Source organism: Micromonospora sp. CNZ299 (assembly GCF_002754415.1).
Map to the genome: position 1 here is coordinate 4,545,082 of NZ_PEFG01000001.1, position 25,409 is coordinate 4,570,490.

A 25,409-nucleotide genomic window follows, 5' to 3' on the forward strand; every position below is an offset into this window, starting at 1 on the left:
CAGAACCTGAACCGACCGCGGGCACATCGAGGCTGCGGGCCTTCTGATCGGCTCAGCGGCTCGATGCCGTGGTCGGGTGCGGCCGCACCGCCGGTTCGAGCAGCGACAACGTCCGCTGCTGCGCATCGAGGGCGACGCGGATGCCGACCGGCATCGGCAGATTCGGGCCGGCGTGTCCGAACTCAACGTTGCCCAGGACCGGGATGTCACGGTTGCCGAGGACGTCGAGGACTATCTCCGGCAGGGTTGGGGACTGGTCGGGCGCCCCGAGTCCGTCGATTGCATGCGGGACTCCCACGACCATGCCGGCGATCCGATCGAGGATGCCGCAGTGCCGCAACACCTGCAGATCGCTCCACACCCACGACGCGTAGCCGCCCATCTCCTCCCAGAAGAGCACCGCGCCGTCGAACCAATCGAGAGGCAGCGCGTACCGCGTCGCCTGCGCCCGCATGATGCGATTGAGCACCCCACCGATCAGCGGGCCCTCGGCGCGACCGGCACGCCAGCACTCCCACGACGGCGTGACCGGCAGCGCGCCGATCGCCTCCGTTCCGGTCAGCAGCGTTACGTAGAGCTTTTCCAGCTCGGCTTGGCGCGCTGCGGGCGCACGCTGCCATGCCCCGCCGAGCCCGGGTGTGGCCATGTCGGCGTGGAACCCGACCAGACCCGTGCGTGCGTAGAGCACCAGATGCAGCAGTGAGATGTCGCTGTAGCCGAGGATCGGCTTGGGATCGGCAACGATCGCGTCAACGTCGATCAGGTCGAGGTAGCCGAGCGCCGTCTGACCGCCGTCATGGGCCACGATGGCGCGCACCTCAGGGTCACGCAGCAAAGCGTTGAACTCTGCGGCGATCTCCGTCGGCGTGCCCGCGCTCCACCAATGGTGGCGCCCCGCTTCGAGCAGCGGTGCTCGGCGTACGCGGAATCCCATCCGTTCGAGCACGACCACCGCCTGGTCGAGATCGGGCTCGTAGACGGCATGCAGCGGCCCGGACAGCGATGCGATGACAACGAGATCTCCGGGCCTCAGAGCACGAGGCCGAAGGAGTTGCGGGAGCGCAGGACCAGGCACCGCCGCAGTGTTCCAACACGGTACGAACCGTGCAACGTTGTTCGATCCCTGGCTGCGGGCGCAGGTGCGCTAGCGTGTGCCCACATGGACTCCGTGGACGTGGCCTTGGCCGTCGTGTGCGCCGCCGCCAATCTGGCCATGGCCGCCGTTCTGCTCGTCAAGAGCCGTGGCGGCACGACTGTGCCCCTGATCTTCGGGCGCCCGCAGCACCTTCCACGCCTGCGGGCCGCGATGTACGCCTGCATCGGGCTGGGGTTGGGCGTGGGCTGGCTCGTCAAGGACGTCTTCCCGCCGCACTCCACCGGCGACACGGTGGTGTACAACGTGGTGAGGGTCCTGCTGGTCGCTGGTGTCATCACCGCACTGCTGGGTGCCTTCCGGTACCCGCAGTCCCTCAGTGACAAGGCGGCTCGCTAGGCGTTGGCCCGCTGTGCCTGACGGCGAGGCACACGGACGCGGACAGCGTCGGGCCGGCTGAGGTTCGGTGCTGGCCGTTGACGCGTACCGTGATCGCCATGATCGCCCGCGCACCCCCGGCGCCGGCCGGCGTGGCGCGACTGGCCACCTTCGTCGGCCTGAGGTGGTCGATCATGCAGGTGTGGTGCCCGATCGGGGATGGATCGCGACTTTCCTGCCCCACCACAACCCCCTGATCGACCGGCAGGATCGGTAAGCTGCGCCGGTCGTCGATCAACGGGGAGTTCGATCATGGTTCGCAGATGGATGCTCGTCGGCCTGCTGGTGTTGGTGGCCGGCTGCGACTCGGGCGGTGACGCCTTGCCGGAACCGACCCCTGCTGACCCGCTTGCGCAGGTGCGTGCCGCGGCCGCCAGGACCGCCGGGGTGCCGGCGCACGTGACGTTGAGCGTGCCCAACGTCGAGGTCGTCGGGGACACCGACCCGGTCGGCAGAGCACTGACCCTCACGGTCACCACGGGTGCCGACGGCGAGACCGTCGAGTCCAAAGTGCGGGTGGTCGGCGACGACGCATGGAGAACGCTGGGCAGTACCTACCTGCCAAACCTGGACCCGACGAAGTTCATCTGGTTCCGGACGTCGGAGTTCGCCACGGCGTCCCTGCTGCATCTGGGGGACACGTTCGACCCCGCAGGGATCAAGGGCCTCTCCGCGGCGATGACGGCCGCCACGCGTACGGGTGAGGGCACCTACACCGGCCAGCTCGACTTCACCGTGGCGCCAGCCGGGGTGTCCCGGGGCCTCTTGCCAGCGACAGCTGAGCAGTTGGAGCACCACGGTGGCGTGTCGCAGTCCGTGCCGTACGAGGCGTCGGTGGACGCTCAGGGCTACCTGACGTCGCTGACGGTCATGCTGCCGACCTACGCGAGCACGGCCACGTTCTCCGACTTCGGCAAGCCGGTCAAGATCGAAAAGCCCCGTGAGGTCGAGGTTGTCGAAGTGCCGGACGCGTTGCGCCGCGTCCTGTCGAGCTAGGTGGTGCGTCGGAGCCGTGGTGTGTCGGAGCCAACGACGGCCCAACGGCTGCGGGGCGACGTCACCATCAGCCATCTGCTCGCGCTGATCACCGGCATCGCCCTGGCCACGGAACGACATCGGGATCCTGCCGCCGACGCGAACCGGCTACTCGCCTTGGCGGTAGCGGGAATCAGCCCCACGCCGAGGAGCACCGTCACCACGGGGTGAGCGTAGAACCGTGCGTTCAGATGGTCATCGGTCAGGTGCGCGGCCAGCAGTTCGCGAATCGCCGGAGTGTCGATGCCCGACTCAGCCAAGGTGGACAGAGCGCTGGCGCGGACTCCGCCGCCGCCGTCCGACGCGAGTTGGACGACCGTCGCCACCACGTTCGGCGGCGTGTCGAACGTCTTCGAAGACGGATTTGTGTACATGCCCAGGCGCGGGCGCTCGCCGATGGCGTTACCGAGCACGCCAGCGACGTGTCCACGGATGATCGGGTCGGGGTGACCAGCATGGTGCAGGACGTCCGTCAGGTCACCACGGTCGGTGTACTCAGCGAACGCACCGATCACGTTGTTCAGGGCGATCTGATCCTCTTCGGCGTGCAATCGTGTCCTTAGCACCTCCAGCGCCTGCTCCTTCAAGGGTTGCTCCTGGCAGCCCAACGAGTGCAACAGCTCGGTGGCGAATCTTCTTGTGCCCACCGACGGGTCTGCCACAAGGTCCGCAGCCCAGCGGAACCTGTCCTCAGCACCCCAACGCCTGCGCCAGGACGACCTGGGCTTGGCTCCAGTCGCACGACTCCGGGTCCGCGTAGAAAAGGGCACGGGCCAACAACTCGTCACGAGAGACAGGGATGTCGAACTGATCTTCGAGATGGGTGACGATCGCCCGATGGGCGATCTGTGTCTCGGCCATCCGCCCGTCGGCGAGGGTCACCCGGATCCTGGTCGCATGCGGCCGTGGCCACTCGTGCCGGATCGGGATCCGCACATGCTCGACGAAAGCCGGCTCGTTCTGATGCACACCGAGCCGACGACGCAGATCCAACTCCGGGTCGAGGCTCAGCCACGCTCGGGCGATCTCCAGCGCACCGCGCGTCAGGTGCTGTGGGACCTGCTTACGCCATGGTGAGCCGCTGTACGTCAGCTCCCACAGGACCTCGTACGCTCCGAAGTCGGCCGCCCAGGACACCGGATCGACGCCGTCTTCCCAAGGGCGGGCCGGATCGACCCCGGCGTCGAGCAAACTGGCGACGACATCAGCATCACCGGCGAACGCCGCCGCACGGAGCAACCTGCTGCCCTCGTCACCCGCGAGCGCATCCGCCGACGCCGTCCGCAACAGCTTCTCGACGGACTCGGTATCGCCGGCCTGGACCGCCGTGGGCAACTGAGCCTCCACTCAGCCATCCTGTCCTAACGGGAAGCCGACGGCCGAGCGAGTTTCACAGCGCTGTCCGGCCGACGCCGCGCGGGCGTACCTCAAGGCGAGTGCCCTGCGCGGCGCCGCGCGCTGGTAGGCGCGTCCAGTGTCGCGCCGGCTGAGGTCCGGCGCCGACCGGCGGGGCGCGACCGGCCACGCTCGTCGGCCTGACCCCGATGTTCGGGGTCGATCATGGAGTTGTGGTGCCCGTTTGCAGACGGGTCGCGGCTCTTGTCACCCACCACAAGTCCATGATCGACGGGCGCGGGCGGCTCAGCTGGTGCGGTCGGGTGCGGCACAGCCGTCCGGGGTGCACACGTCACCGGTGCCGGCAAGGGTCGGCAGTGGTTGCGGCGTGGGATGGCTCTCGGCCCACGCCTTGGTGATGACCGCGAGCAGGTCGTCGATGCCGATCGCCCCGGGAACGGCGAAGCGGCCGTCGAACACGAGGAAGGGCGCGCCACGTGCCCCGAGGCGCTCTGCCTCGCGCTGGTCGGTCGCCACCCGGGCCCGGTAGCGGCGGCTGCGCAGGGCCTCAGCGGCGTCGGCGCGGTCCAGGCCCACCTCGGCGGCGAAGTCGACGACCTCCTCGGCGGTCCACAGCTTGCGGGCCTGCCCGAAGTGCGCGCGGAACATCGCCGTCCAGATCTCGGCGCCACGGCCCTGGTCGGTCGCGTAGGCGAGCAGCTCGTGGGCCAGGTCTGTCGGCCCGAGCGTGCGGTCCACCGCGTGGTAGGGAGTCAGGCCCTCCGCCTCGGCGGCCCGTTCGATGGGCCGCAGGACCCGGTCGACGGTCGTCGCGGGTGCCCCGGCCATCGTGATCAACTCTCGTTGACTGACGCCCTCGCGGGGCAGGTCGGGGTGGAGCTGGAAGGACCGGTGGACCACCTGCACCTGATCGCCGTACGGGAACCGGTCCAGGGCCTGGTGGAGCCGGTGGTCCATCAGCCCGCAGTACGGGCAGACGATGTCCGACCAGAACTCGATCTTCATGGCACTCCTCCTCTATTCTCACTTCTTGTTCGTAACGCCATCATGCATGAGAATTGGAAGGCCACAAAAGGTACATTCATGTTCGTGGCAAGGGGCTGACGGAGAGGTGGCAGGGGATGAGCGCAGGGGATCTTCGGCGCAGGCGCACCAACGTCCGGGCTAACGTCCGGGCGGCTCCGGGGCCCTGTGCGCACTGGAACGACGAGGACGCCGACTTCATCCGCGAGGTCCTGGACCTCGTCGGCGACAAATGGAGTGTGCTGATCATCGGCACGCTCGCCGACGGGCCGGTCCGCTACTCGGATCTGGGTGACGCGATCCCCGGCATCTCGCAGCGCATGCTGACGCTGACCTTGAAGCACCTCCAGCGCACCGGCCTCGTCACCCGGACCTCGTACCCCGAGGTTCCGCCCCGCGTCGAGTACGCCCTCACCGAGCTGGGCAGGTCACTGCTCTCCACCGTCCTGGCCCTGGCCGCCTGGTCGGCCGACCATCATGCCGAGATCCGCCGCCACCAGACAACGTACGACAACGGCAGCACGGACTGACGCTGGTCGATCATCGAGTTGTGGTGCCCGTCCGGGGATTAATTGTGGCTTTTGCGGACCACCACAACTCCATGATCGACCGGGTTCGGGGCCTCATCGAGCCGCCCGACGCCGGGCGAGCGCGTCGCGTACGGCGAAGACGACCAGTGCGAGCGGCACGAAGACCCACAGTTGAAGAACGGTGTAGCGGCGCAGCTCCCGGTCGACGTCGACACCGGTGAGTTCGGCGTCGAGGGCGCCGGGCCGCGTCAGTGCGATCGCGTGGATGGACAGCGGCGCGTAGTTGAGCCCTGCCCCGGTGAACCACAAACCGATCGCCCGGCTGCCGAGGCTGCTCGACGACGCCAGGAACCAGATGCCCAGCGCCACCATGGCAACCACGCCGACCAGGAACTCGGCCAGGATGATGCGCCGCCGGCGGGCGGTGCCTCGGGTGCCGTGCATGTCGACGGCCGCCAGGCGACGAACGTTCATCGAACGATGATGACACCGGCGGGCAACGTCCGCAGTCGTGCTTGCACGGGCGTACCTCCAGGTCGGTAACCGTGCGCTGAGCTGGAGGAGTAGGCGGGTTCCGACGTCGGTCGCGGATCACGACGAGTGCGTGGACGGTACGCGGGCCGGGTGGCCCTGGTGCGTCGCGGGCCGGGGCGTCACCGCGTAGCGGCTCAGGGCCAGTAGCGGGAGGGTCAGCGCGGCCAGGGCGACACCGAGCGCCGCTACCGCGATCATCGCGCCACGCAGCCCGGTCGCGGACGCCCACAGTCCGACGTAGACCGGCCCCAGTAGGAACCCCAGGTACGACACGGCCGTCACGAGCGAGGTCGCTCGCCCGCGCGTGGCCTCGACGACGTTGCGCGAGACGATGCTCAGCAGGGTGGGGAACAGCGCGGCGGTCCCGGCGGCGGCGAGGACGAGCCCGGCCAGGGCGACGGGCACCGACGGGGCGCGCGCCAGGATCGCCGTGCCGGTGGCCGCCACGACGGACCCGAGGACGAGGACCTTCCGGGCGTGCGTGGGGTTGAGGGTGCTGACCGCGAAGCGGGTGCTCGCCACGACGGCGGCGAACGCTGCGGGCGCGATGGCGCTGAGGCCGGGGCCGGTGGCCAGGACGTCCTCCATGAAGACGGCACCCCAGCTCTGGTGGGCGTTCTCGGTGGCGAACGCGAGGGCGCCGAGCACACCGACGAGCAGCAGAGGTACGACCGACATCCGGATGCCGTTCGTGCTGCTCGGTGCGAGCGGCTCCGGGCGGGACATCTCGGAGGTCAGCGTGCGGTGGATGGCGGCACCGGCCAGGACCGACAGAAGCAGCACGGCCGCGAACGGAACCCAGGTGGGTGCCCCGAGGGCGTACGCGGCGCCGGTGCCGAGGCTGGACACGACGACCGTGGTGGAGAACACCCCGCCGGTCCGGGTGATGATCGGTCGACCGGAGCGTTGCTCGGCGCGCCCGCCGACCGAGTGCATGGCGACGTCGACCGCGCCGCTGGCGACACCCACGGCGGTGAGCCCGGCGCACAGGCCGACGAGTCCGCCGGCCGTGACGGACGCGGCGAGCCCTGCCCCGCCCAGGGCGACCACCACCAGGGAGGTGCACTGCAACCCCCAACGGTCCAGTGCTCGACCCGTCAGCAGCATCGCCGGCAGAGCGCCCGCGCTGATGAACAACAGCGCGGTGCCGAGTTGGGCGTCGTCGAGACCGGCCTGGTCACGCACACGCGGGACCGCCGAACCCCAGGTGCCCCAGAACGCGCCGAAGACGACCGACGCGAGGTAGGTGGCCGTGACCAGCTGCCGGTGCGGCGACACAACGTCCATTGTGTGTTGCTACCCAGTCGCCGAGATGGATCACCGTCGCCAGCCCGCGTGGCAGGGCCGAGGCGGAACTCCCTGAACCCGGTGCTGTCGTCGACGTGGAGACCCTCAAATGGGTGGCCGAACCGCCATCCCTGCGGGGCAAGGCTGGTCCGCCTTACGCCACCTCACCGCTCGTCGCGTCGCCGGCCGGCCGCGGGCGCGGTGAACCGGGTGACGAGGAAGTCGAGCCGCGCGTCCTGGCCCTCTGGGGGGATGCGGCCGGTCTCCGACAGGACGGCCATGCCGTGCAACGCGCTCCAGGTGACCTCGGCGATGAGTTCGCGGCGCTCGTCGTCCGGGTCGAAGCAGCTCACGAACTCGTCGAAGCCCGCCCGCAGGGGAGGTGGTGTCTCGGGGCTGGCGAACCTCAGGTCGGTGGGCAGGACGAACATGGCCTGGTAGAGGGCGGGTCGTTCGGTGGCGAAATCCAGGTAGGCGCGGCAGACGGCACGCAGGGCCTGCCCCGGCTCAGGGGCGGCCAGTCGCGCGCGGCGCAGGTGGGCGGCGAGTTCGCCGAAGCCGTCGATGGCGACGGCGCTCACGATCGCTTCCTTGCCGTTGAAGTGGCTGTACAGCACCGGCTGGCTGTATTCGACGCGTTCGGCCAGGCGTCGCGTCGTCACTGCCTCCCAGCCCTCGGTCTCCGCGAGTTCGCGCGCGGCCGTGACGATCAGCTGGTGACGGTGGGCGCGTTCGCGTTCGCGGCGCTCGTTGATGCCGGACATGACTGCATCCTAGCAACGCTTGACTTCCTGTCGAAGCTAGATCTAGCGTTGCTAGCACAACTAGCGCCGGCAGCAGCCGCTGCGGGCGCTGCCGTCAAAGGGGAGACACCCATGCTCACCACCGTTGCCACCGTGCTCGCCGCACTGATCGGCGTAGGCATCATCGTCATCGGCGCGCGCGTCTTCTGGGCGCCGCAGGCCGCAGTCGGGTTCGGCATCCCCGGCACGCCGACCGACGACAGGGCTTTTCAGGCCTGGCTGACCGTCAAGGGCGTGCGCGACATCGCGTCGGGGCTCTTCATCTTCGTCCTGATCATCGGAGCGACGTCGGACCTGTTGGGTTGGTTCATGCTGGCCGCCACCCTCATACCCATCGGCGACGCGCTGATCGTGCTGCGCAGCAAGGGCCCAAAGGCGATCGCGTACGGCGTCCACGCGAGCACCGCCCTGGTGATGCTGGCGATCAGCGTGCTTCTGCTCGTCGCCTGAGCGCGTGCCGGCCGAGCGCTCACAGTTGGGCGACGACCACAGTGGTGGCCTGGGCGATGAGCGCGTCGTCGGGGGTGGCGTCCAACTTGTCGCGGCTGGACAGCACGGCGACGACGATCGGGGCACGATCGGGTGGCCAGATCACCGCGATGTCGTTGCGGGTGCCGTACCCTCCGGTCCCGGTCTTGTCCCCGACCACCCAGCCGGCGGGCACCCCGGCGCGGACCAGCGCCGCGCCGGTGGTGTTGCCCTTCAGCCAACCGAGCAGCACGTCGCGGTCCGCGGGCGTCAGGGCATCCCCCACTGTGTACGCCCGGAGGTCGCCCGCCAGAGCCCGCGCCGTGCTGGTGTCCCGCCGGTCGCCCGGCGTCGCCTCGTTGAGGGCGGTCTCGTAGCGGGCCGGGTCGGTGACCGTGTCGCCGATCCCACGCAGCTTCTTCTCGAACCCCTGCGGGCCCCCGAGGTGACGCAGCAGCAGGTTCCCGGCCGTGTTGTCGCTGTAGCGCACGGCGGCGTCGGCGAGCGCACGCAGGCTCATGCCCTCGGCGACGTGCTTCTCGGTGATCGGTGCGTGCGACACCAGGTCCTGCGCCGAATAGCGCACCACCCGGTCCAACTCGGCGTCGGTGGTGCCGTCCAGCACCTCGGCGGCGGCCAACGCCTTCCACGTCGAGGCGTACGCGAACCGCTCGTCGGGTCGGTGTTCCACAGTGCGGCCGGTGCCCGTGTCGACGGCGTAGATCCCCAGCCGCGCCTGGAACGTCTTCTCCAGCCGCTGAAACTCCTGCTCGGCGGCCGGCGACGGGCTGGCCGTCACCTCGGGGCTCGGCGTCGTGCGCGCCTCGGGTGCGTCGCCGGTGCCGCACCCCGCCAGCGACACCACTGTCGACGCCGTCACCACGGCGGCCGTCAGACGTCGGACAGAGATCGTCATCATCGTTCCTCCTCCTGCGCCGCCGGCCCGGGCAGAATCTCGACGTACCCGTCGCTGCCGTGCACCCGGATCCGCTGCCCGTCGCGGATCAGCCGGGTGGCGTCGAGCACGCTCACGACAGCCGGCAGACCATACTCCCGTGCGATCACCGCGCCGTGCGTCATCAACCCGCCGACCTCCGTCACCAGGCCGGCGATGCCGACGAACAGCGGCGTCCAGCTGGGGTCCGTGTGGGTCGTGACGAGGATGTCACCCGCTTCGAGATCAGCCTGTGCCATGTCGAGGATGACGCGGGCACGTCCTTCGACCGTCCCGGCGGACACCGGCACACCGATCAGGGCGCCGGCCGGCACGTCGTCGCGTCGATAGGCACCGGTGATGACCTCGCCGTCCGAGGTCAGCACCCGGGGAGGCGTCAGCGCCTGATACGACCGGAACGCGTCCCTGCGCTGCCGGATCAGCTCGTCGTCCACCTGGTGCGAGCGCACGACCTCGTGGAACTCCTGGAACGTGAGGTGGAAGACGTCTTCGGTCTCGGTGAGCACGCCAGCCCGCACGAGGCGCTCGGCCTCGCCCAGCAGGGCCTGCTTGTAGACGAAGTAGCGGCTGATGATGCCGTACTTCGGGTACTCCCGATAGCCGATGAAGGTCCGTACCCGGTCGATCATCCGCTCGGTCTCGTCGGCCTTCTGCTGCCCGTCCGGCAGCGCCCGCAGGCGCGTCAACACCTCCTGCGCCTTCTGCCGCGCCCTCTGCTGCCCCTGCTCGAAGCGCCGCCTGGCGGCGCCCGGCTCGAAGAGCCGGACGTTGTCGAGGATCACGGGCACGAGCGTGCTGGGGCGTTCGCTCCACCGCGGCCTGGTGATGTCGATCTCGCCGACGCAGCGCATGCCGTACCGGTCGAGGTACGCCTCGATGGCGTCGCGCGCCTCGGTCCCGCCCGCGAGCTTCGGCAGCTCGTCGAGGAAGCCGTCGTCCTCGACGCCCCGCAGGAACGCCACCACCTCCTGATGCGGACGGATCACGTCGGCGACGTCGAGCAACGCCAGGCCCATCTCCGACGTGATGTTGCCGGGAGCCGACAGGGTGAGGGTGTCCGCGGCGTTCTTCTCGCCCAGCCACTCGTACAGCCGGTCGTTGAGCCACCAGGTGGCCTCCATGCCAGCCATGATCGCCTGCATGTTCAGCGGCTCACCGAGGACCCGCTTGTGCTCCTGAAAGGCCTCCAGCAGGAAGTCGAACAGCGCCGTACCGGTCACCGTCGCGATGTCGCGCCGCAACGCGGCGATGGACGCCTCGCTGCGCTCGATCAGCTCGGTCACGATGGCCGGGTCGGTCTCGATCGGGGCGGACGCGCCGCCGGTCGTCGGCCTGCCGGGACCACCGTCGTCCGGGACCGTCGGAATGAAGTCCGGGCGATCGAGCAGCGTTTCCAACGCGTCGCGCATCAGCGGATCGGACTTCCCCGCCATCTCCAGGAAGCCGGCGCGGCTCGCGGGTGAGGCAAGCAGCCGGGTGGCGTCGACGAACAACCTCCCGCCGGCCTCCAGCATCGGGGCCATGGCCGTCAACTGCCACATCGAGAGCCCCAGCGGCCTCATCGCGTCGGTCATCATCTGCTGGTGACCGACCGACAGGTAGACGTGGTTTTCCTGGTCAGCGGCCGCGGGAATGGGGAACAACGTGGTGATCGGCCGGCTCTGCACGATCTGGAAGTCGTCGTCGACCAGGCACCATTCGATGTCCTGCGGACGGCCGAAATGCGCCTCGATCCGTCGCCCGAGCCGCACCAGCCGCACGACCTGCTCCTCGGTCAGCGCCGGCTGCTCCTGCCGCTGCCTGTCGATCGCCACTTCCCGCGTACCGCCGCCAGGCACGGCAGCGACGGCACGGTGTTTGGCGGCGATCGCCCCGGTGACGACCTCCCCGTCGCGCACCGTGAAGACGTCCGGGTTCACCAGGCCGGACACCAGGGCCTCGCCGAGCCCGAAGCTGGCGTCCACTGTCGCGACCTTCCGGTTGCCCGACACCGGGTCGGCCGTGAACAGGATTCCGGCCGCATCCGGAAAAACCATCTGCTGTACGACGACAGCCATGTGGACCGCGCGGTGGTCGATGCCGTTGCGCAAACGGTAGATGACGGCCCGCTCGGTGAACAGCGACGCCCAGCATCGGCTGACGTGCCGCAGGACCGCCTTCGGCCCCACCACGTTCAGGTAGGTGTCCTGCTGGCCCGCGAAGGAAGCCGTGGGAGTGTCCTCTGCCGTCGCGCTGGACCGCACGGCGTAGGCGGCCTCGTCGCCGAACCGGGCGAGCGCGCGGGTGATCGTGGCCGCCAGCTCGTCCGGAATCGCGGTCTCCTCGATGCTCCGGCGGATCTCCGCGCTGAGCGCGCCGATCGTCTCCCGGTCGTCCGGGCCCAGGCGCGACAGCTGATCGAGCCGGTCGTCGATCGACGGCGCCTCCGCCATGACCTGCCGGAAGGCGGCCGTCGTCACGCAGAACCCGGCCGGCACGCGGACGCCGTCGATCCGCGACAGCCCGCCCAGGTGCGCGGCCTTGCCACCGACGACCCCGACCTGCGTCTCGTCAACCTCCCGAAGATCCAACACCGGTGCGAGGTCGCTGCGGTCCCCGTCCATCGACAACACACCCACGTCATGCCCCCCGTTACGTCCTGATGCTGGTCCGGCCGCAGATTCTGCGCCAGGACCGGGGTCTTGCCGCAAGCCCCCAGGTGCGATATACGTTAGAAGTGGCAGGGAGAGTTATCTCCCTGCCTTTGCTTTTTGTCGCCCAGGGCGGTGCGGTGACCCGCCTGGCCGCCGCACACCCCCGTCCGGCCTAGAGTCGCCAGCATGCGGATCCGGATCGACGGCAGCGATCTCCCGGGCCGGCGCGCCGGTGCGGAGGCCGACGCGCTGCGGCTGGGCAACGTGCACGTCGGGGTCCAGCGCAAGGCCGAGGTGGTCGAGCTGGTGCCGGCCGACGCGGCGACGGCGACCTGGTGTTTCGAGGTGTCCAGCCGCGAGATCGACGGGATGCTCGACGTCGGCGGCCCCTGGGTGCACGGGCGGCCGGGAGCACGGTTCCTGTATCTGAGCTGGGGAGCGGTGACCGAGGACGGCTTCGCGATGTTCCGACGAGCGAAGCTGATGTTCACCGACATCCCGACCGAACTGCTGCGCGCCGCACACGAGGGCAACGGGACACTCGTCGGCCAGGTCGGGTTGACCGATGCCGCGGGCGGACCACTGTCCGCGCGCGTTCGACCCCCCGGCGTCGCCTGGACGGTGGAGTGACCCTGTCCTACTGCCGCCGTACCCGTCTGCCGTGGCGAGACCGACGGCGCGGGTCGGTGTCGTCCGCCGACCAGCCAGCGCCGCACTCCGGGTGACCCGCGGGGCGCCCGTCGGCCGCCTTGACCTTGACACAGTGGCAAGGTCTTCAGTGGGGTCCAGGAGGTGGTCCCGATGACCAGGCCGGAAAAGGACACGAACACCACGCGGGCGCTCCAGGCGCTGGAGAACGCCGACCCGTCGGTGCGGCTGCGCGCGGCGCTGGCAGTCGGCACGGCCCCGGACCCGCTGTTCGTCGACACCCTCGTCGAGCGGTGCGCGATCGAGCCCGAGTTCTCGGTACGCGAGATGCTCACCTGGGCACTGATCCGCCACCCAACCGCGCTGACCGTGCCGAAGCTAACCGACCAACTCAGCTCGGAGCGTGCGCAGGCCCGGAGCCAGGCGTTGCACACGTTGTCCAAGATCGGCGATCGGCGGGCCTGGCCGGCGCTGACACGGGCGCTGCTGACCGACCCGGACGACGAGGTGGCGCGAAGCGCCTGGCGAGCGGCGGTCGTCCTCGTGCCGCCGGGTGACGAGCCCGAGTTGGCCGGCGCGTTGGCGACACAGCTCGGGCGCGGCACGCGGGACACGCGGTTGAGCCTCAGCCGGGCGCTGGTCGCGCTCGGTGCGGTGACCATGCCGATCCTGCGCGCCGCGATGACGGATCTCGACCCGCACGTACGCGCGCACGCGATCGCGACGGAACGGCTGACGCGGGACCCGGATGCCGGTGTCGAGTTCGCGATCGAGGAGGCGAAGCGCGTGGTGGCCCTCGGCGCGATGGGTGAGAAGGGATGATGCGCAGGTGTTGATCGGTGACGTGGCGCGCCGGTCCGGGGTCAGCGCCCGCATGCTCCGGCACTACGACTCGCTCGGCCTGGTCCGGCCGACCGGTCGGAGTGGCGCCGGCTATCGGGAGTACTCCGACGAGGACATCCGGCTGATCTTCCAGGTCGAGAGCCTGCGGTCCCTGGGTCTGTCGTTGCGTGACGTCCGGCGGGCACTCGACGATCCCGGCTTCGCACCCTCCGACCTCGTCGACGACCTGATCCAGCGGACGCGACAGCGCATCGCCGATGAACTGGACCTGCTCACCCGACTGCGTCGGATCGGTGCCGCCGAACCCGCCGGCTGGGAGGACGTCCTCCAGGTCGTCGCGCTCCTACAGGCACTGGGCTCGCCGAGCGCGGGCAGGCGTCAGCGCGCGGCCCTGTCCTCGGTCGACGGGGCTCAGGTGCCCGTGGAGGCACTCGTCGAGGCGGCGCTCGACGAGTCCGACCCGAACGTCGCCGGAGCCCTGCGATGGGCGCTGGCACAGTCGGGGGACGGGGGCCTGGCGCTGCTCGCGGACGGCCTCCGCTCACCGCAGGCCGACGTACGCGAGCGTGCCGTCCAGACCATCGCCGAGATCCCGCACGACGCGGCGACCGACGTGCTGCGGGACGCCCTTGCGAGCCCCGACGTCGTGGTCCGCAGGTACGCGGCGCTGGCGCTCGGTGCACGGGGGGCGGCGGACGCGGTCCCGACGCTGATCGACATGGTCGTCGAGGAGACGAAGGACGCCGAAGCGGCCGACGTGTTGGGCGTGCTGGCGACCGATCCCGCGGCGGCGGACCGGATCGCGACCAGGCTCGTCGACCGCCTCGCCCGGGGGACCCTGACCCCGTCCGCGCGTCGGCGGCTGACCGAGGCGCTGGCGGACATCCCGGGCAGCATCGCCGCACGCGCGCTGGTGGGCCTGTCGCAGGACGACGACCGTGCCGTCGCGCTGACGGCGACATCCATCCTGACGCTCCGCGAGGGGGCCGGGAAGCTCCGCGACGGGACCGGAAGGCGTCGCCACGGGGCTGGGCCGGGCACGATGCCGGACGGCCCCCTCGCCTGAGCGAGAGGGCCGTCCGTCGACAACGGGTGGACGCGCTGGTCAGCCGCCGGCGAACGTCGTGTCGATGCCGCACTTGGCGTTCTGGTTGAGGCAGGACTTCACCAGGTCGGCGAGGCGATCCGGCTCCCAGGCGTTCATGAAGTCGCCGTGCATGGAGGACGGCTTGCCGGAGGAGAGGCTGAGACCGTCACCGCCCAGCGACTCGTAGTTGACCATGAAGGACAGGTCCGGCACCGCCACCGGGTACTTGCCGGTGCAGACGCCGTTCACCGGGTCGCCCATGTGCGACTTGTGGTCGGGCGAGTCGATGTTCTGGCCGTCCCAGCAGTCCTTGAACACGAGCTGGAAGATCAGGTTGCCGCCCGAGGCGCACCTCGGCCAGTTGCCGTCGGCGCTGCGGCCGATCTCGGCGCTGCCCGCGCACCAGAACTGGTTGCTGCCGGCGTTCTTGGGGGTGTCCACCTGCCGCTTGGCGTCACCCTCGACCACCACCAGGCCCGGCGGGAAGGGCTTGACGGTCGAGGGGTCCTTGACCCGTGAGCCGTAGTAGATGCGCATGCTCTTGATCGGGACCGGCTTGCCGTCCTTGCGCAGCTCCGGGGTCCAGTAGGCGCTCTTGTCTCCCGGGGCGTTGCAGGTGTTCGCCGCGGCGAACAGCTTGTCCGTCGTGGTGAAGGCGTCGACCTTCGGGCCGAAGAAGGTGTGCATGTGCGAGGCGCCCGACAGGCCGGGCAGGACGATCGGGTCGTCCGCCGCGGAGTTCGCGACACCGCAGTCGGTGTGGAACTCCGGCACCCGGGTGGTGCCCGGCGGCACCGCCTTGGGCTTGAGCGCGTTGAACGCGGCCAGCTCCTTGTTCCACTTGGCCTGGTCGACCGGCACCCAACCGCCGGCCGGAGCGGTCGGCGGCACCGACGAGGAGGGTGACGCCGACGGGGTGGCACTCGGCGCGGACGAGGCGGTGGGCGTCGGCGAGGCGCTGGCCGACGCGCTCGGCGACGTGCCCGCCGGGGGACCGAACGTGAACCAGTTCAGGTTCACGAAGTCCGACGGCGACGTGCTCTTCATGACGGCGAAGAGGGTCTGCGCGCCGGTCGGCACACCGGACGCCTTCGCCGTGACGGTCTTCCACTGCTGCCACCCGCCGGTCTGCGCGATCGGGAAGCTGGCAAGCAGTTGGCCGTCCTGCGCGCCGAGGTGCAGCTCGACGGTGCCGCCGGTGGTGTTGTGCGAGGAAACCCGGGCCGCCAGGTCGACGCCGGTGATCGACACATTGTCGTACCGCAGCCAGTCGCCGTTGGCCAACCAGCCGACGTTCCGGCCGCCGCCGGTGTCGCCGGTGCCCTCGGTCTGCGCGCCGGAGTGCGCCGCGAAGGCCTCCGCCTGGACCCGGCCGGGCACGTCGACCTCTTCGGCCTGGGCGCCGGCGATGTAGATGCCACTCGCGCCGAGCGCGGCGACGACTGCGGAGGCGAGCGTGATGCGAGTGAGGCGACGACGTTTTAGCGCCCGGTCCGGCGGTGCGACGTGCGCGGGGGGAGTCCGCATTACCAGTGTTGTCCTTCGAGTCGGCGATAACGCTCTTGACGAAAGGAAGTATGAGTGCGCCGAGAGCTGGCAACAACTTGCGGATGAAGAATTAAGAAGGGTGGTCGGCAAGTCTGCTGGTCGACGCTTTGTCCGTGCTGGATAACGATTTTTCAGTCGCGCAGTCTTAAGTCTTGTTTAAGTGCCTGGGGTGGTTCCCTGTCGCCATCGGTGCAGGTCAGCGGCACGTCTGACCGGTGGTTCGATGATTACATCTTTTGGCGGCCAATCTTGCTCCGATTCTTTGGGTGGGCCTCCGTGCCCAGTCTGTGAACCGACCGTCCTCGTCGGCCGTGATAGCGCAGACGATTCAGCTCGAAAGGCACGGCAGGCACACCGCCGGTCGACGCTGGCGGCCTCAGCCGCTGACCGGCTCGACCGAGATGACTGGCGACAGCGCGCGGAGGAAGTTGGCCGCGTCGAAGATCTCACCGGCGGAGGCGACACCGCTCGTCCTCGTCTGACCGGCGAGGATGCGGCGGACCGCCTCGACGGCCAGGGGTGCGCTGACCGCGTAGATGTCCCGGCCGGTGGCGACGACACGCCGTCGCGTGTCGCCGCGCCGCACCACGACGTCGACGGTGAACGTCTGCGCGGAGCGGCCCGACTCGTCGGTCGCGACCGGTGCCTGCGCGGCGGCCAGGTCGGTGGCGGCGTCGGCGGCCATGTAGGTGCGGACCTCGGGGATGGCCAGGTGGCTCGGGACGGTGACGACGTCGGCCATGGTGAATTCACCGAGCACCCGGCGCCGGCCCAGCGGCGGGGGAAAGTCCCACGCCAGGCTCGGCAGGTCGTGCTCGTCGACGTGGTACTCCAACCGGCCGCCGGTGTAGCGGACCCGGCGACCGTCGCGGCGCTCGCGGGAGACGGCGCCGGCGGCGACCGTCCCGGCCGTCGGGTGCCAGCTGCTCAGTCCGTACGCCACGTGCGCCTCGTCGGCCGACGTCCAGTCGCCCATCGCCGTGGTGACCAGCAGGTCGCCGAGCCCGCCGAAGAACGCCATCGCCGGGACGACCGCGACGCCAGCCGCACGGGCGGGCTCGCCGAAGTGCGCGAACGTGTCGACGTTGGCCTCGATCTCGGCCGCCACGTCCACGTACGGGATCCCGGCGCGCAGCGCGGCCTCGATCACCGGCGCGGCGGTCGAGGCGAACGGGCCGGCGCAGTTGATGACCGCGTCCGCGCCGATCAGTGCCTGGTCGAGCGAGGCCGGATCGTCGACCGACGCCACCCGGTAGGCGAGCCCCGACGCCGCCAGTCTGCTCTCGTCGCGGCCGAGCAGCAGCGGCACGAAACCGCGCTCGCGCAACTCCGTCACCACGAACCGTCCGGTGTGCCCGTACGCCCCGAACACCGCCACACGCTGACCCATTGCTGCCCCCTGAGAAGATCGACTGCGTACAGCCTTCAGCAGCGGCCGATGACCGACCAGTGTCGGGAACGCCATGACCCGTACAGTTTCGGACATGGCCACTGTCGCGATCGCCGCCACCGACGGGATGCTGCACTTCGAGGTGGGCATGGCCTGCGAGGTCTTCGCCCGCGACCCCACCGGCCAGGCGGACCCGTGGTACGAGGTGGTGGTCTGCGGCCCCGGCCCGGTCCGGGTGGGACGGTTCCAGATGGAGCCCGACGACGGGCTGGACCGACTCGCCCGCGCCGACACCGTGATCATCCCTGCGGTGGAGGACGTCGACGTGGACGTGTCTCCCGACCTGCTCGACGCGGTGCGCGCTGCCCACGCGGCGGGCGCCCGAATGGTCTCGCTGTGCACCGGCGCGTTCGTGCTGGCCGCCGCCGGGGTGCTCGACGGGCTGCGCGCCACCACGCACTGGGCCCATACCGAGGCGCTGGCCGCCCGCTACCCCCGGGTGCGGGTCGATCCGGACGTGCTCTACGTCGACAACGGCACCGTGCTCGCCTCCGCCGGCAAGGCCGCCGCGATCGACCTGTGCCTGCACCTGATCCGCCGCGACCACGGCTCGACGGTCGCCAACGCCGTCGCCCGCCGCCTGGTCGTGCCGCCGCACCGCGCCGGCGGCCAGGCCCAGTACGTCACCACCCCGGTGCCCGCCCGCGACGACCACCCGCTTGCCGCCCTGTTCCCCTGGGTGCTGCAACGGCTGGACCGACCGCTGACCGTCGAGGACCTGGCCCGGCAGGCGAACATGAGCTCGCGCAACCTGGCTCGGCACTTCCGGGCGGTCACCGGCACCACCCCGCTGCTGTGGCTGTCGACGCAGCGGATCCGCCGCGCCCAGGAGCTGCTGGAGAACACCGACGACAGCATCGACGTCATCGCCGAGGCGGCCGGCCTGGGCACCGCCACGACACTGCGGCGACACTTCCACCGCACCCTCGGCGTGCCGCCGGACGCCTACCGGCGCACCTTCCGCAGCGTCTGAGGGCGCCGCCTGCCCTGATCATCGCCTAAGGGCTGGTCAGGGCTGGTCAGGGCGGTGACGGGCGAAGGCGTCGGCCTTGCCCCAGCGGCCGGGAATGTCCAGGAGCGCGATCCGCCCGAAGGCGGCCGGCAGCGCGGGGGCCACGGCCAGGTGGTCCTCGTGCGGATCGAGGCCGAGCATGGTGCGGATGAGCAGCATGCACGCTCCGCTGGACCACGCCTGCGGGCTGCCGGCGGTCGGGTACCGGACCGGGTACCGGGTGGTGTCACGGTCGAACCCGCCGAACGCCTCGGGCAGCCGACCCTCGAAGTAGGTGGCGGCGGAGAGGATGCTCTCGGCGATGCGGCCCGCCTCGGTGGTGAACCCGTACCGGCGCAGACCCCAGGCGATGAACGAGTTGTCGAACGGCCAGACCGTGCCGTTGTGATAGCCGAGTGGGTTGTAACGGCCCTGCCCCTCGGCGAAGGTGCGCACACCCCAACCGGAGAAGAGTCTGGGACCCATCAGGTGTTCGACGACCCGCGGGGCCCGCTCCGGCGGCACGATCCCGCTCCACAACAGGTGCCCGATGTTGGACGACAGGCTGTCGACCGGAGTGCCGTCGTGGTCGAGCGCGAGGGCGTAGTAGCCGCGGTCCTCCAACCAGAAGTCCCGGTTGAAGCGGTCGTACAGCGCCGCCGCCTCGCGCTCCAACTGGTCGGCGAAGTCCGGGTCATTCCAGACGGTACGGGCCAGCCGCGCTCCCCGGATCTTGGCGTCGTAGGCGTACCCCTGGGTTTCGCAGGTGGCCCTCGGGAAGCCCGGCAGCCGCCCGTCGGCGTAGGAGATGCTGTCCCAGGAGTCCTTCCAGCACTGGTTGTCCAGGCCGGTGGCGCGGTTGCGTCGCTGGTACCAGATGTAGCCGGTGGAGGTCAGGTCCGCGTACTGGTCGATCCACGCCAGGGCCGCTCGCGCCTCCTGCTCCAACTCGGTCACCAGCGCCGTGTCGCCGCTCCACCGCTCGTACTCGTCGAGCAGCACGACGAACAGCGGTGAGGCGTCCACAGTGCCGTAGTAGGGGGAGTGCGGCTGCTCCTCGAACGCGGCCGACTCCCCGTAGCGCAGCTCGTGCAGAATCCGGCCGGGGTCCTCCTCCAACACGTCGTCGGTGCGGACGCCCTGCAGCGACCCGAGGATCCGCAGCGTCGGTGGGGTCAACGACGGGGTGACGGCCAGGGTCTGCAGGCAGGTCAGCAGGCTGTCGCGGCCGAACAGGGTCATGAACCAGGGCAACCCGGCTGCGGGTACGGCGGCGCCGCTGAGCGAGAGCGGTGCGAAGCGCAGCGCCGCCAGGTCCACCAGGCTGCGGTGGTACACCTGCTGGAGGGCGACGCTGTCGGTGTCCAGCGTCGGGGCCGCCTCGACCCAGGCCCGCAGGCTGGTGGGCAGTGTGGAGGCGTCCGGCCGCTGAGCCCGCAGCGCCGAGCGCAGGTCGACGCCGTCCGGACGCAGCGCCCTCATGTCAGCCTGTAGCTGCGTCGACCACTGCTCGCCGGGGCGCAGTTGGACCCGGAAGCGGATGCCGTCCGGGTCGAACTCGGCCGGCTCACTCGCCGACACGACCACCTCACGTTGGTAGGTGCCGCGCCGGTAGCCCAGGCGCAACTCGTTCGGGCCCACGTGGGTGTAGTGCGTGCCGGCCTTCTCACCGACGTCGAACTTGATCTCGAAGATGTCGGCGAAGTCGGCTGCCACCTCCAGCCGTACGTCGAGTTCGGTGTCCCGGTCGCCGTAGTTGAAGATCGTCAGCGATTCGGTCAGGTCCGGGCCGATGCGCCGGCGCCGGATGGCCGACAGGTCGGCCTGCACGTAGTCGACCGCCGCGCCCGGCACCACGAAGAACGTGACCTCGTAGTACTGGCTGTCGTCCACCGACAGCGCGGTCATGCACTCGCCGTTGACGAAGAGCATCCAGCGGGACAGGAAGCGGGTGTCGGCGGCGAACAACCCGACCGGCGTGGCCGGGGACGACTCCACATCGCCACTGGAGTCGGACACCATGAAGGTGTTCCCATCGATGCACGCCACAGTGCCCGCGATGTCCCTCATCGGTCACCTGCCGCTGTCGCCGTCGTCGCGCTGAAGCGGCCCCGCCTCGCGCGGGAAGAGCCGCCCGAGTCGCAGTGCCAGGCCGAGGTCACCGTCGACCAGGATGTCGCCGCGGGTGATCGCCGCCAGGCCGTTCACCTCACCTCGCGCCATCGCGTCCGCGACCTGCGCGGACACCTGGATCACGGTGGTGGCGGGACCACCGCTCCTGGTCACCCGCATCCGGCCATGATCGATGTCCAGGAGCCACTGCTCCAGGTGGCCTCCGTCCCGGATGTCGAACCGCACGCTCCCACAGACCTTGCTGAACCGCGGGTCACGGCCGGCAACGGTCAACCGCTCGAAGAAGGCGCTCGTCGCCGTCATCCCACCTCCCCGACCGCCGGTAGCAGCGGATGCCGGCTACCCGGTACGGGTCACTGTTAACTCCGGGCGGCGGGCGGTTTTCAGGGTTTCAGCGTGAAGCGGGTCCAGGTGGTCGCGTCCGTGGTGACGATCAGATGGTCCGGCTCGCCCGTCGACCCGTCGTCGCGCCCGAAGAGCCAGGCGTAGCCGGGCGCGACACTGACCGCACCGACGAGCCGGCCGTACTCCCGGGCGACAGTGAAGTGCCGCCCGTCGTCCCGGCTGACCAGCAGCCGCCCGCGGCGGTCGGAGTCGGTGCCCCCGCCGGGAGTGATCGCCAGCAGGGACCGGTCCGATCCCACAGTGAGGTCGTAGGGCATCTGATCTTGCAGGTCGGCGCCGGTGTCCGTCCAGGTCTTCGCGCCGTCCGTGGTGCGCAGCAGCCGCACCGCGCCATCCGACGACTGGGTCAGCACGTACCCTTCCCGGTTGTCGAGCCCGGCCGCCGTGATCACGTTCCCGTCGTCGCCCACCTCCCACGAGGTCCAGGTCGCGCCCCGGTCGGCGCTGCGGGCGACGGTCGACCCATCGGCGCTCCCCATCTGGTACGTGGCCCAGATGCTGCCGTCCGCGGCCGGGTAGAGGCTGAACAGCCCGCGCCACGAGGGTGCCGTGGCGGTGAGCCGGTACACCGTTCCACTCGACGGGTCCACCGCCAGCGGCTCCAGCAGCGGCCTACAGCCGAACCCGCAGAGGACCGGTCGGGCCGCCGCCGGGAACGCGGGTACGGCGACGATCGCGGCATCCGCGTCCCGCCAGGTGCGGCCGTAGTCGGTGGAGAGTTGGGCCAGCCCGGAGTCGGTGACCAGGTAGGACCGCTCACCGAGCACGAAGAAGTCCGTGCCACTGCCTGGCGTTCCGGCGGCGGTCCCGGCCGCACATCTGGCGCCCTCGAAGCGCGCCGCGTCCCAGTCCGACCAGCTGCGCCCGCCGTCGCCGGTGTAGGCGAAGCGCACGACGCAGCCGTCCTTCCGCACGTCGACGCCGGAGTTGGGTCCGGTCAGCGTGAACTGGCTGAACTGCGCACCCGACGTTGTCGCAGTGTCGACCGGCGCGGCCCGGTCCGGCTCGGCCACCATCGGTACGACCGCCAGCCCGGCCAGTGCGACCAGTGCGGCCGCCACCATCGCGACCGACCGGTGCCGGCGGGACCGGGCGGTGGACCGCAGCGCGTCGAGGGGCGGTGGCGACACGGCCTCGGTGAGGGTGTTCACGTCGAACCCGGAGAACTCACGACCGGACATCGATCCTCCCGGTTTCCGTAGCGTCGGTGGCGCACTTGGCGCCAGTTCCAGTGCCAGTTCTGGTGGCGTCGGAGGTGTCGGTGTCGGCGAGCAGCGCCGCCAGGGCGACCCGGCCCCGCGACAGCCGGGACTTCACCGTGCCGGACGAGACGCCCAGCGTGGCCGCGACCTCGTCCACCGGCAGGTCGACGAGGTAGTGCAGAGCCAGGGCGTGCCGCTGCCCCTCCGGCAGCACACGCAGCGCGGCGAGCAGGGCGAGGTGCTCCGGGGAGTGGTCGGCGACAGCCGGCGGCGGGCCGATGCGGCGCAGCAGCCCGTCGAGCACCCGGCGGCGGCGGTACCGGCTGCGGGCCCAGTTCACCGCGACCCGGCGCAACCACGCCTCCGGGTTCTCCAGCGCGGCGAAGCGCCGTGGTGACACCAGCGCCCGGGTGAACGCCTCCTGGACCGCTTCCTGCGCCTCGGTCAGGTCGCCGGTCACCGCGTACAGCTGGACCACCAGGCGTCGGAAACAGCCGGCGTACAGCTCGGAGATCAGATCACCGTCGGACACCGTCACCCCCCTTCTCCACCACTCCCACCAACGGGCCGGGAAGAAGGTTCCGGTGGCCGGCCAGAATATGTGGCCCCGGCCGGAGGAGCACAGCTCACGGTGGGACGCGGTGGGCTGCCTGGTGGCAGGGGTGACCGGTCTGGTCCTGGTGGCGCTCACCGTCGTCGGCCTGATCACCGTGCTCCGCTGGGCGTGGTAGGCCGGGGTCCTACCGGAGGTCGAAGTCCACCACGACCGGCGTGCGACGGACCCGTACGGGGGTCGCGGCGTCGAAACCGGCCGCGTTCCGGTGCCACGCCGGCGGGGCGTACGCGCAGTCGCAACGCAGCTTCACCCGCTGCCCGGGGAGCAGGCGCAGGGTGTAACCGGTGCCCACGTCCGCGACGCCGGCCAGGTCCCCGGTCAGCGCGTCGAACGCGATCACCTGGGCGTAGGTGAGCAGCTCGTCGACTCGTACGCTCCCACTCAGCGGCGTCCCGGCGGGCAGCGCCTGGTCGAGGGTCACCGTCTGGTTGGCGCGGACCGCAACCGGCCGTGCCGACAACCGGCTGCCCGCACCGCCGGACCACACGGTCGCCAGCCCGGCGGCGGCGAACTGCACCGGCCAGTCGTACGGGCCGAGACCGGTGATCGTGTAGCGGCCGTACTCGTCGGTGGTCGGGCCGTGGTCGCCGTACTTCGGATCCGGCACGTAGGGCACCACCATCACCCGCGCGCGGGGGACCGGGGCGCCCGTCGCGGCGTCGGTCACCACGCCCACGACGGTGCCGGGAGGGTCGAGCCGGACGTCCGACAGGGTGGTCACCGCGCCGGCCCGCACGCGGACCTCCCGGGCCCGCTCGCGGTCACCGGTGCCGCCGTGCCGGCCGACCCACTGCCATCCGTGCGCCGTCGTGTCGTACGGGCGAACCAGCAGCCGGTACGTCCCGGGGGCGACGTCGGCGGCCACCAGGACGCCCTGCTCGTCGGCGCAGCCCCCGTACCGACCGAGCTGGTCCTCGCCGAGCGTCACCGCCGCCAGCGCCGCGGCGTCCACCGGGACGAGCGCGGCGCAGGCCCGGGACACCGGCACGCCGGTCGCCGCGTCGCGCACCACGGTGCGGACGCCGCCGGGCGTGGGCGACACCGACCCGGGGGTACGCGCGGCAGCCGGCTCGGCGGCCTGCACGACGAGCAGTGCGACGGTGACGGTGGCGGTCAGCTGGCGGAGAAGGGCACGGCGCATGAGGTCGTCCTTCCGGCGGCGCGGCGGGTGGGACCGACGGTACGGCCCGCAAGCGATCCAGATCGGTCACTGTCACGATGTCGACCGTCGACGAAGCGTTTGCGCCCACGCTGCCCACATCGGGGGTTCTACCCCGAACCGGGCGCGCACGTCACGCCTACGGCATAGCGTCACGGGGGCGGGACCACCGCCGTTCCGCCGACGGACCGGCGGTCACGTCCACCGGAAGGGACCAGGCATGACCCGGATCGACAGTGTGCTCCTGCCCGAGCTGGATGGGCCGGTGCCGGCGACGCTGCCGAGCGCCCTGGGCCTGCTGAGCCTGGCGCTGGGCGTGGGCGCCCTGGTCGCGCCCGGACCCGTCGCGCGACTGACCGGGGTGGACGACTCCCCGTCCGCGCGGGCCGTGCTCCCGGCCGTGGGCCTCCGGGAGTTGGGCAGCGCCGCCGGTCTGCTCAGCGGCCGTCGCCCCGCCGGCTGGGCCTGGAGCCGGGTGGCCGGCGACGCCATGGACCTGACCCTGCTCGGGAGGGCACTCGCGGACCGCAGCGGTGAACGACGGCGCCGGGTCGCGCTGAGCACCCTCGCGATCGCCGGCATCACCACCGTCGACGTGCTCTCCGCCGTGCGGATCGGGCGGGCCCAACGGGCCCGGGCCCGGGTGATCCGGATGGAGATCGCCGTAACCGTCAACCGTTCACCCGCCGAGGCGTACCGGTTCTGGCGGGACATGGAGAACCTGCCCCGGTTCATGGCACACCTGGAGTCCGTACGCGCCGACGACCTGCGCCGCTCGCACTGGATCGCCCGTGGCCCGGCCGGTCACCGCGTCGAGTGGGACGCCGAGATCATCGACGACCAGCCGAACAAGTCGATCACCTGGCGTTCGCTGCCGGGCACCCGGGTGCCGAACGCCGGACGGGTCCGGTTCGTGCCCGCACCCGGTGACCGGGGCACCGAGGTCCGGGTCGAGCTGCGGTACGCGCCCCCGGCCGGCGCGCTCGGGCGGGTGGTGGCGAAGCTCTTCGGCGAGGAGCCCGAGCAGCAGGTCCGCGACGACCTGCGCCGGTTCAAGCAGGTGCTGGAGACCGGCGAGGTGGTCCGCTCCGAGGGCAGCCCCAACGGTATCTCCGTACGCCAGCAGGCCATGCAGCGTCCCGCCCAGCCGCTGCCGTCGTCGCGCCGCTGAC

Annotated in this window: 26 protein-coding genes; 10 read left to right on the forward strand and 16 right to left on the reverse strand. The window is 70.8% G+C overall.

What is annotated here, in order from left to right:
- Positions 1-52 precede the first annotated feature (52 nt).
- Complete coding sequence (locus CLT68_RS20595; protein WP_099853080.1) at positions 53-1,075, reverse strand: LD-carboxypeptidase; 1,023 nt, start codon at positions 1,073-1,075, stop codon at positions 53-55.
- A gap of 84 nt (positions 1,076-1,159) precedes the next feature.
- On the opposite strand from CLT68_RS20595, the gene CLT68_RS20600 reads away from it, so the two are divergent.
- Together CLT68_RS20600 and CLT68_RS20610 are read left to right on the forward strand one after the other, a co-directional pair.
- On the forward strand, positions 1,160-1,492 hold the full coding sequence (locus tag CLT68_RS20600) for a hypothetical protein (protein WP_099853083.1): 333 nt from the start codon (positions 1,160-1,162) through the stop codon (positions 1,490-1,492).
- A gap of 291 nt (positions 1,493-1,783) precedes the next feature.
- Complete coding sequence (locus CLT68_RS20610) at positions 1,784-2,527, forward strand: hypothetical protein (protein ID WP_143743213.1); 744 nt, start codon at positions 1,784-1,786, stop codon at positions 2,525-2,527.
- Here the strand turns inward: CLT68_RS20610 and CLT68_RS32880 are convergent.
- The 3 genes from CLT68_RS32880 to CLT68_RS20625 form a co-directional block, all read right to left on the reverse strand.
- Positions 2,524-3,153, reverse strand: coding sequence for a hypothetical protein (locus tag CLT68_RS32880; protein ID WP_158240907.1), 630 nt, complete (start codon positions 3,151-3,153; stop codon positions 2,524-2,526). The two genes, CLT68_RS20610 and CLT68_RS32880, sit on opposite strands and share 4 nt — an antisense overlap.
- Positions 3,154-3,256: 103 nt before the next feature.
- The gene (locus tag CLT68_RS20620) at positions 3,257-3,913 is read right to left on the reverse strand and encodes an ankyrin repeat domain-containing protein (RefSeq protein ID WP_099853090.1); all 657 of its coding nucleotides are present in this window, start codon (positions 3,911-3,913) and stop codon (positions 3,257-3,259) included.
- 294 nt (positions 3,914-4,207) lie between these two features.
- The gene (locus tag CLT68_RS20625; protein ID WP_099853092.1) at positions 4,208-4,927 is read right to left on the reverse strand and encodes a DsbA family oxidoreductase; all 720 of its coding nucleotides are present in this window, start codon (positions 4,925-4,927) and stop codon (positions 4,208-4,210) included.
- A 116-nt stretch (positions 4,928-5,043) separates the two neighbouring features.
- On the opposite strand from CLT68_RS20625, the gene CLT68_RS20630 reads away from it, so the two are divergent.
- The gene (locus CLT68_RS20630) at positions 5,044-5,475 is read left to right on the forward strand and encodes a winged helix-turn-helix transcriptional regulator (RefSeq protein ID WP_099853094.1); all 432 of its coding nucleotides are present in this window, start codon (positions 5,044-5,046) and stop codon (positions 5,473-5,475) included.
- Between the two features lie 93 nt (positions 5,476-5,568).
- On the opposite strand, the gene CLT68_RS20635 is transcribed toward CLT68_RS20630, so the two are convergent.
- The 3 genes from CLT68_RS20635 to CLT68_RS20645 form a co-directional block, all read right to left on the reverse strand.
- On the reverse strand, positions 5,569-5,949 hold the full coding sequence (locus CLT68_RS20635) for a hypothetical protein (RefSeq protein WP_099853097.1): 381 nt from the start codon (positions 5,947-5,949) through the stop codon (positions 5,569-5,571).
- A gap of 117 nt (positions 5,950-6,066) precedes the next feature.
- The gene (locus CLT68_RS20640) at positions 6,067-7,296 is read right to left on the reverse strand and encodes an MFS transporter (protein ID WP_099853099.1); all 1,230 of its coding nucleotides are present in this window, start codon (positions 7,294-7,296) and stop codon (positions 6,067-6,069) included.
- Positions 7,297-7,460: 164 nt separating this feature from the next.
- Positions 7,461-8,060: a TetR/AcrR family transcriptional regulator gene (locus CLT68_RS20645; RefSeq protein WP_099853102.1), complete on the reverse strand. Its 600-nt coding sequence runs from the start codon at positions 8,058-8,060 to the stop codon at positions 7,461-7,463.
- Positions 8,061-8,192: 132 nt separating this feature from the next.
- Between CLT68_RS20645 and CLT68_RS20650 the strand changes: the two genes are divergently transcribed.
- Positions 8,193-8,549 (forward strand): DUF4267 domain-containing protein, encoded by a 357-nt coding sequence (locus CLT68_RS20650; RefSeq protein ID WP_486482257.1) that lies wholly within the window; start codon positions 8,193-8,195, stop codon positions 8,547-8,549.
- A gap of 19 nt (positions 8,550-8,568) precedes the next feature.
- Here CLT68_RS20650 and bla read toward each other — a convergent pair whose 3' ends face one another.
- Both bla and rph read right to left on the reverse strand, forming a co-directional pair.
- On the reverse strand, positions 8,569-9,486 hold the full coding sequence (gene bla / locus CLT68_RS20655) for a class A beta-lactamase (RefSeq protein WP_486482258.1): 918 nt from the start codon (positions 9,484-9,486) through the stop codon (positions 8,569-8,571).
- A complete protein-coding gene (rph, locus tag CLT68_RS20660) occupies positions 9,483-12,125 on the reverse strand; it encodes a rifamycin-inactivating phosphotransferase (protein WP_099853113.1) in 2,643 nt (880 codons plus the stop codon). The genes bla and rph overlap by 4 nt, the downstream gene beginning before the upstream one ends.
- Before the next feature lie 216 nt (positions 12,126-12,341).
- On the opposite strand from rph, the gene CLT68_RS20665 reads away from it, so the two are divergent.
- The 3 genes from CLT68_RS20665 to CLT68_RS20675 all read left to right on the forward strand — a co-directional run bounded on the left by CLT68_RS20665 (position 12,342) and on the right by CLT68_RS20675 (position 14,712).
- Entirely contained in the window at positions 12,342-12,785 is a 444-nt protein-coding gene (locus tag CLT68_RS20665) for a DUF5990 family protein (protein WP_099853115.1), read from the forward strand.
- A gap of 171 nt (positions 12,786-12,956) precedes the next feature.
- Positions 12,957-13,625: a HEAT repeat domain-containing protein gene (locus CLT68_RS20670; RefSeq protein ID WP_099853117.1), complete on the forward strand. Its 669-nt coding sequence runs from the start codon at positions 12,957-12,959 to the stop codon at positions 13,623-13,625.
- A 7-nt stretch (positions 13,626-13,632) separates the two neighbouring features.
- Complete coding sequence (locus tag CLT68_RS20675) at positions 13,633-14,712, forward strand: MerR family transcriptional regulator (protein ID WP_099853120.1); 1,080 nt, start codon at positions 13,633-13,635, stop codon at positions 14,710-14,712.
- Between the two features lie 39 nt (positions 14,713-14,751).
- On the opposite strand, the gene CLT68_RS20680 is transcribed toward CLT68_RS20675, so the two are convergent.
- Complete coding sequence (locus CLT68_RS20680) at positions 14,752-16,260, reverse strand: DUF1996 domain-containing protein (RefSeq protein WP_099853122.1); 1,509 nt, start codon at positions 16,258-16,260, stop codon at positions 14,752-14,754.
- Positions 16,261-16,657: 397 nt separating this feature from the next.
- The gene (locus tag CLT68_RS20685) at positions 16,658-17,671 is read right to left on the reverse strand and encodes an NAD(P)H-binding protein (protein WP_099853124.1); all 1,014 of its coding nucleotides are present in this window, start codon (positions 17,669-17,671) and stop codon (positions 16,658-16,660) included.
- A gap of 94 nt (positions 17,672-17,765) precedes the next feature.
- Here CLT68_RS20685 and CLT68_RS20690 point away from each other — a divergent pair, with 94 nt between their 5' ends.
- Positions 17,766-18,704 (forward strand): helix-turn-helix domain-containing protein, encoded by a 939-nt coding sequence (locus tag CLT68_RS20690; RefSeq protein WP_088947998.1) that lies wholly within the window; start codon positions 17,766-17,768, stop codon positions 18,702-18,704.
- Between the two features lie 36 nt (positions 18,705-18,740).
- On the opposite strand, the gene CLT68_RS20695 is transcribed toward CLT68_RS20690, so the two are convergent.
- From CLT68_RS20695 to CLT68_RS20710, 4 genes are all read right to left on the reverse strand, one after another.
- Positions 18,741-20,792, reverse strand: a complete 2,052-nt coding sequence (locus tag CLT68_RS20695) for a glycogen debranching N-terminal domain-containing protein (protein WP_099853127.1) — start codon at positions 20,790-20,792, stop codon at positions 18,741-18,743.
- Positions 20,793-20,795: 3 nt separating this feature from the next.
- Positions 20,796-21,158 (reverse strand): SCP2 sterol-binding domain-containing protein, encoded by a 363-nt coding sequence (locus CLT68_RS20700; RefSeq protein WP_099853129.1) that lies wholly within the window; start codon positions 21,156-21,158, stop codon positions 20,796-20,798.
- An 80-nt stretch (positions 21,159-21,238) separates the two neighbouring features.
- The gene (locus CLT68_RS20705; RefSeq protein ID WP_099853133.1) at positions 21,239-22,441 is read right to left on the reverse strand and encodes a hypothetical protein; all 1,203 of its coding nucleotides are present in this window, start codon (positions 22,439-22,441) and stop codon (positions 21,239-21,241) included.
- Positions 22,428-22,994, reverse strand: coding sequence for a sigma-70 family RNA polymerase sigma factor (locus tag CLT68_RS20710; RefSeq protein ID WP_199177099.1), 567 nt, complete (start codon positions 22,992-22,994; stop codon positions 22,428-22,430). The genes CLT68_RS20705 and CLT68_RS20710 overlap by 14 nt, the downstream gene beginning before the upstream one ends.
- A gap of 52 nt (positions 22,995-23,046) precedes the next feature.
- On the opposite strand from CLT68_RS20710, the gene CLT68_RS32885 reads away from it, so the two are divergent.
- A complete protein-coding gene (locus CLT68_RS32885; RefSeq protein WP_158240908.1) occupies positions 23,047-23,193 on the forward strand; it encodes a hypothetical protein in 147 nt (48 codons plus the stop codon).
- Positions 23,194-23,202: 9 nt separating this feature from the next.
- Here CLT68_RS32885 and CLT68_RS20715 read toward each other — a convergent pair whose 3' ends face one another.
- On the reverse strand, positions 23,203-24,219 hold the full coding sequence (locus CLT68_RS20715; protein WP_099853140.1) for a carboxypeptidase-like regulatory domain-containing protein: 1,017 nt from the start codon (positions 24,217-24,219) through the stop codon (positions 23,203-23,205).
- Positions 24,220-24,457: 238 nt separating this feature from the next.
- On the opposite strand from CLT68_RS20715, the gene CLT68_RS20720 reads away from it, so the two are divergent.
- Positions 24,458-25,408: an SRPBCC family protein gene (locus CLT68_RS20720; RefSeq protein WP_099853143.1), complete on the forward strand. Its 951-nt coding sequence runs from the start codon at positions 24,458-24,460 to the stop codon at positions 25,406-25,408.
- The last annotated feature ends 1 nt before the right edge of the window (position 25,409 follow it).